At 63.3% G+C, this 3,894-nt stretch carries 6 protein-coding genes; all 6 read right to left on the reverse strand.

What is annotated here, in order from left to right:
- Positions 1-91: 91 nt before the first annotated feature.
- Positions 92-493, reverse strand: coding sequence for a 30S ribosomal protein S11 (rpsK, locus tag TVC13_RS17825; RefSeq protein WP_055239374.1), 402 nt, complete (start codon positions 491-493; stop codon positions 92-94).
- Positions 494-560: 67 nt separating this feature from the next.
- Positions 561-938, reverse strand: a complete 378-nt coding sequence (gene rpsM / locus TVC13_RS17830) for a 30S ribosomal protein S13 (RefSeq protein WP_055239373.1) — start codon at positions 936-938, stop codon at positions 561-563.
- Between the two features lie 178 nt (positions 939-1,116).
- Positions 1,117-1,230, reverse strand: coding sequence for a 50S ribosomal protein L36 (gene rpmJ, locus TVC13_RS17835; protein ID WP_012397712.1), 114 nt, complete (start codon positions 1,228-1,230; stop codon positions 1,117-1,119).
- 69 nt (positions 1,231-1,299) lie between these two features.
- Entirely contained in the window at positions 1,300-1,521 is a 222-nt protein-coding gene (infA, locus tag TVC13_RS17840) for a translation initiation factor IF-1 (protein WP_055239372.1), read from the reverse strand.
- A 188-nt stretch (positions 1,522-1,709) separates the two neighbouring features.
- Positions 1,710-2,468, reverse strand: a complete 759-nt coding sequence (locus TVC13_RS17845; protein ID WP_422402467.1) for a glycerophosphodiester phosphodiesterase — start codon at positions 2,466-2,468, stop codon at positions 1,710-1,712.
- Positions 2,465-3,894 (reverse strand): ABC transporter substrate-binding protein (locus TVC13_RS17850; RefSeq protein WP_422402468.1); only part of this gene is annotated, 1,430 nt, incomplete at its 5' end. The genes TVC13_RS17845 and TVC13_RS17850, both read right to left, overlap by 4 nt.

Below are 3,894 nucleotides of genomic sequence, written 5' to 3' on the forward strand. Positions count from 1 at the left end.
CATGCCTTGTCTCGTGGGCTCGGAGATGTGAATAAGAGACTGGCTGGGCTGGGGAACCGGATGCGACACCGGCACCGGCAACGAATGCGAATTAGACGCGGCGGCGCTTCGGGGGGCGGCAGCCGTTGTGTGCGCTCGGGGTGACATCCTGAATGGTGCCAACTTCCAGGCCGGTGGCCTGCAGCGAACGGATCGCGGTCTCGCGCCCGGATCCCGGACCCTTCACGAAGACGTCGACCTTGCGGACGCCGTGCTCCTGTGCACGCTTGGCAGCGGCTTCAGCAGCCATCTGCGCAGCGAACGGGGTGGACTTACGGGAGCCCTTGAAGCCAACCTCACCGGCGGAAGCCCATGAGATAACAGCGCCGGTCGGGTCCGTGATGGACACGATGGTGTTGTTGAAAGTGCTCTTGATATGCGCCTGGCCCAGCGCGATATTCTTCTTATCCTTGCGACGCGGCTTGCGTACCGCTCCACGAGTCTTGGGGGGCATTACTTCTCCTACAAAGAGTTTGGTTTAGGTGACCTGGCTGTGCAGGTCATGGCCTGGACCGCGTTATTTAGCGGCCGGCCTTCTTCTTACCGGCAACGGTGCGCTTCGGGCCCTTGCGGGTACGAGCGTTGGTCTTGGTGCGCTGGCCGTGGACAGGCATGCCGCGGCGGTGGCGGATGCCCTGGTAGCTGCCAATCTCGACCTTGCGGCGGATGTCGGCTGCTACCTCGCGGCGGAGGTCACCCTCAACCTTGAAGTTGCCCTCGATGTAGTCACGCAGCTGAACGAGTTCAGCATCGGTGAGGTCCTTGACGCGAGTATCCGGGCTGATGCCGGTCTCTGCCAGGGTCTGCTCTGCACGGGTCTTGCCCACGCCGTAGATGTAGGTAAGCGCAATGACAACCCGCTTTTCGCGGGGAATGTCTACGCCGGCGAGACGTGCCATATTGGCGGTTCTCCTTTGGTGTTACCGGAGGTCTGAAGCAGTACGTCCCTGTTTCCAGGTCCCCGGCCTCCGTACCGGGGGTATGCGTCACGCGTATCAGACGCTGTACTGCCATATTCAATTACTACGCGTGGGCTTAGCGCGCTCCGGGCTTTGGGGCCGGAACAGTAGCCGCTTCTTAGCCCTGGCGCTGCTTGTGGCGCGGGTTCTCGCAGATCACCATGACTCGGCCGTTACGGCGAATCACCTTGCACTTATCGCAGATCTGCTTGACGCTCGGCTGGACCTTCATGGTTTTCCTTTGCGTGGTTGCAGGGTTGAACTCCAGTTCCCTCCTGGGAGTGAACCGGAGCCTTGGTTGTTACTTGTAGCGGTAGACGATACGGCCCCGGGTGAGGTCGTACGGGCTAAGTTCCACCACAACGCGGTCTCCGGGGAGGATGCGAATGTAGTGTTGACGCATCTTTCCCGAGATGTGTGCGAGCACAATGTGGCCGTTGGCCAGCTCAACGCGGAACATCGCATTGGGCAGGGCTTCGTTGACCGAGCCCTCAATCTCTATGACGCCGTCTTTCTTGGCCATATCCTCCGCTAACGTCTGTGCCGCCCCTATTCGCCGGGGCAGCGGTTTTTGGTGTTTGATGGTCTCTCCCCGCGTACCGCTCCAGCTGGCCGGGGCCGGTCGGAAAAGGGCACGAATGTAGAGACAACCAACAGATAACTCTACGGCACAGCCCCGGATAAGTTAAATCCTGCTCCCCCTCCGGCTCTTCAGCTGCGGCTTTGGGCCAGCCTGGACCACTCGGTCAGCTCCGCGGGCCGGTCGGTGATGATTCCGTCCACCCCTGCGGCAGCTGCCGTGTCCCACTGGAACGGTTCGTTCAATGTCCAGGTGCAGACTTTTACGCCTTCGGCCTGCAGCGTGGAAACCAGCTGCGGGGAGGAACTCAGGATCCCGCCATGGGGATTGCAGTAGCCGGTGGCGGTTTCCGTGAGAAAGCGCAGGAGCTGGTGTTCCTCTCCCGGGGCCGGCTGCATCATGATCAGCAATCCCCGCTCAATATCAGGTGCGGCAGCATGCAGGCTCCGCACGGTGCGGGGCGAAAACCCCTGCAGCACACAGCGGCCGGCCAGGCCGGCATCCCGCAGGGGCTCTGCCGCCGCGGCAACCTGGTCCGGGTTCCACTCCCCCTTGAATTCAAGCAGCCAGCCCAGCTCCGGATGCCCGGCGGCGAAGTCCACCAGGTCTGCCAGGACCGGCACGTGCTCCCCTGCATAGTCTGGAGAGAACCAGGATCCGGCGTCTGCGCTCTGCAGCTCGGACGCCGTGAGGTCCGCTACGCGGACGTCCCGCCCGGCAGTCCGGTTCAGGGTGTCGTCGTGGATCAGCACCACGGTCCCGTCCGCGCTGAGCTGCAGATCGGTCTCGATCATCCCGGCCCCGGCTGCGGCCGCAGCGGCAAAAGCAGCCAGGGTGTTTTCGGGGGCCCGGGAGGAGTTTCCACGGTGAGCTATGTTCAGCAGGTTCACAGGTACGGCTCGACGTTCTGCTCGAAGGACTTGGCAATGGCATCAGCGGCGGCGGCAAAGGCGTCCGCTGCCGGGGTGTCCTGAAGCATGATCTTCTCCAGTGCCGTGGTCAAGTGCTGGTCGCCGGAGGGAACGAACGAACGCGCCCAGTCCTGCACACGGGTGGTTGCCAGCTGGTCGACGGCGGTGCGGAACTGCGGTGCCTTGGCGTAGACGGCCTGCATCTGCGCTCCGTCCGCGGCAGAAGTCCGCACCGGCATGTAACCGGTGTTGGCGGAGAAGTACGCCGTCTGTTCAGGCTCACCGATGAACTTCAGGAACATGGCTGCTGCCAGCTGCTGCTCAGGAGACTTGGCTGCCGGGATGGCAATTCCGGTGCCGCCGGTGGGGCAGGCCGGACCTGCCGGGCCTTCAGGCAGGAAGCCCGTGCCGACGTCGAACCTGGCAGCTTCCATGATGCCGCTCAGTGAGCCCGTGGAGGCAATGGTGCAGGTGCTGACGCCGGCGGTGAAGTCGGCAACATAGTCCGCAGAGGAGACGGCTACGGACTTGTCCTGGTGGATCATCCGGCGCAGGAACTCTCCGGCTTCCAGGGTCTTGGGATCATCCAGGGTGATGTTCCATTCCTGCGAGTACTGGCCGCCCAGACCCCACATGATGTTGCAGAACCACCAGGCGGACCAGGAAGTGTCTGAGCCTAGTGCCATGGGAACCGCGCCGCCGTTCGCTGTTGCAAGTGCCGGCGCCCAGGAGTTGTATTCGTCCCAGGTCTTCGGGGCACGGTCCGGCAGTCCGGCCGCCTTGAACAGGTCGCGGTTGTAGTAGAAAAGCGGTGTGGAACGGGCATAGGGGAAGGCCCAGTGGTTTCCGTTGAACTCGTAGTCGTTGTACAGCCCGGTGTTGTAGTCCGCGGTGTCGATTCCCAGGTGCGCCGCCACGTCGTCGACCGGGAGGATCTGGCCGTTGATCATGTAGCGGAACCACCAGACGTCGGAAGCGCCTACGAGGTCCGGCACGTTGTTGGTGCCGGCTGAGGCCTGGAAGCGCTGGGCAACCTCGTCGTAGTTGGCGCCGGCGGTCACCAGTTCAACTCCGATTCCGGTTTCCGCGGTGAACCGGCGGATGAGCTCTTCCTCGATCGGCTTGGAAGCTCCGGGGTGGTTTGACCACCAGGTGATTTTCTTTGCGGGGGTCACGGAGGACCAGTCGGTGCCCGCTGTTTCCGCCGCTCCCGGTGTGCCGGCGGTGGACGGCCCGCCGCAGGCGGCCAGTGCGGCAGAACCGCCCAGAATGCCGGCCAGGGCAAGGATGTTCCGGCGGGACAGGCCTGCAGGGGCGGCTGCGGCAACGGCAGGGGCAAGACGATTCTTCATGATTTCCTTCGGATTGGTGCGGAATGCTGTGAGGATCGGGGTGTTTTTTGGGG

The organism is Arthrobacter sp. 3Tela_A (assembly GCF_049311025.1).
Taxonomy (GTDB): domain Bacteria; phylum Actinomycetota; class Actinomycetes; order Actinomycetales; family Micrococcaceae; genus Arthrobacter_B.

What these genes read in the sequence shown, in the direction of transcription:
- rpsK (WP_055239374.1), bottom strand. Translation starts at nt 493, where the DNA reads ATGCCCCCCAAGACTCGTGGAGCGGTACGCAAGCCGCGTCGCAAGGAT.
- rpsM (WP_055239373.1), bottom strand. Translation starts at nt 938, where the DNA reads ATGGCACGTCTCGCCGGCGTAGACATTCCCCGCGAAAAGCGGGTTGTC.
- rpmJ (WP_012397712.1), bottom strand. Translation starts at nt 1,230, where the DNA reads ATGAAGGTCCAGCCGAGCGTCAAGCAGATCTGCGATAAGTGCAAGGTG.
- infA (WP_055239372.1), bottom strand. Translation starts at nt 1,521, where the DNA reads ATGGCCAAGAAAGACGGCGTCATAGAGATTGAGGGCTCGGTCAACGAA.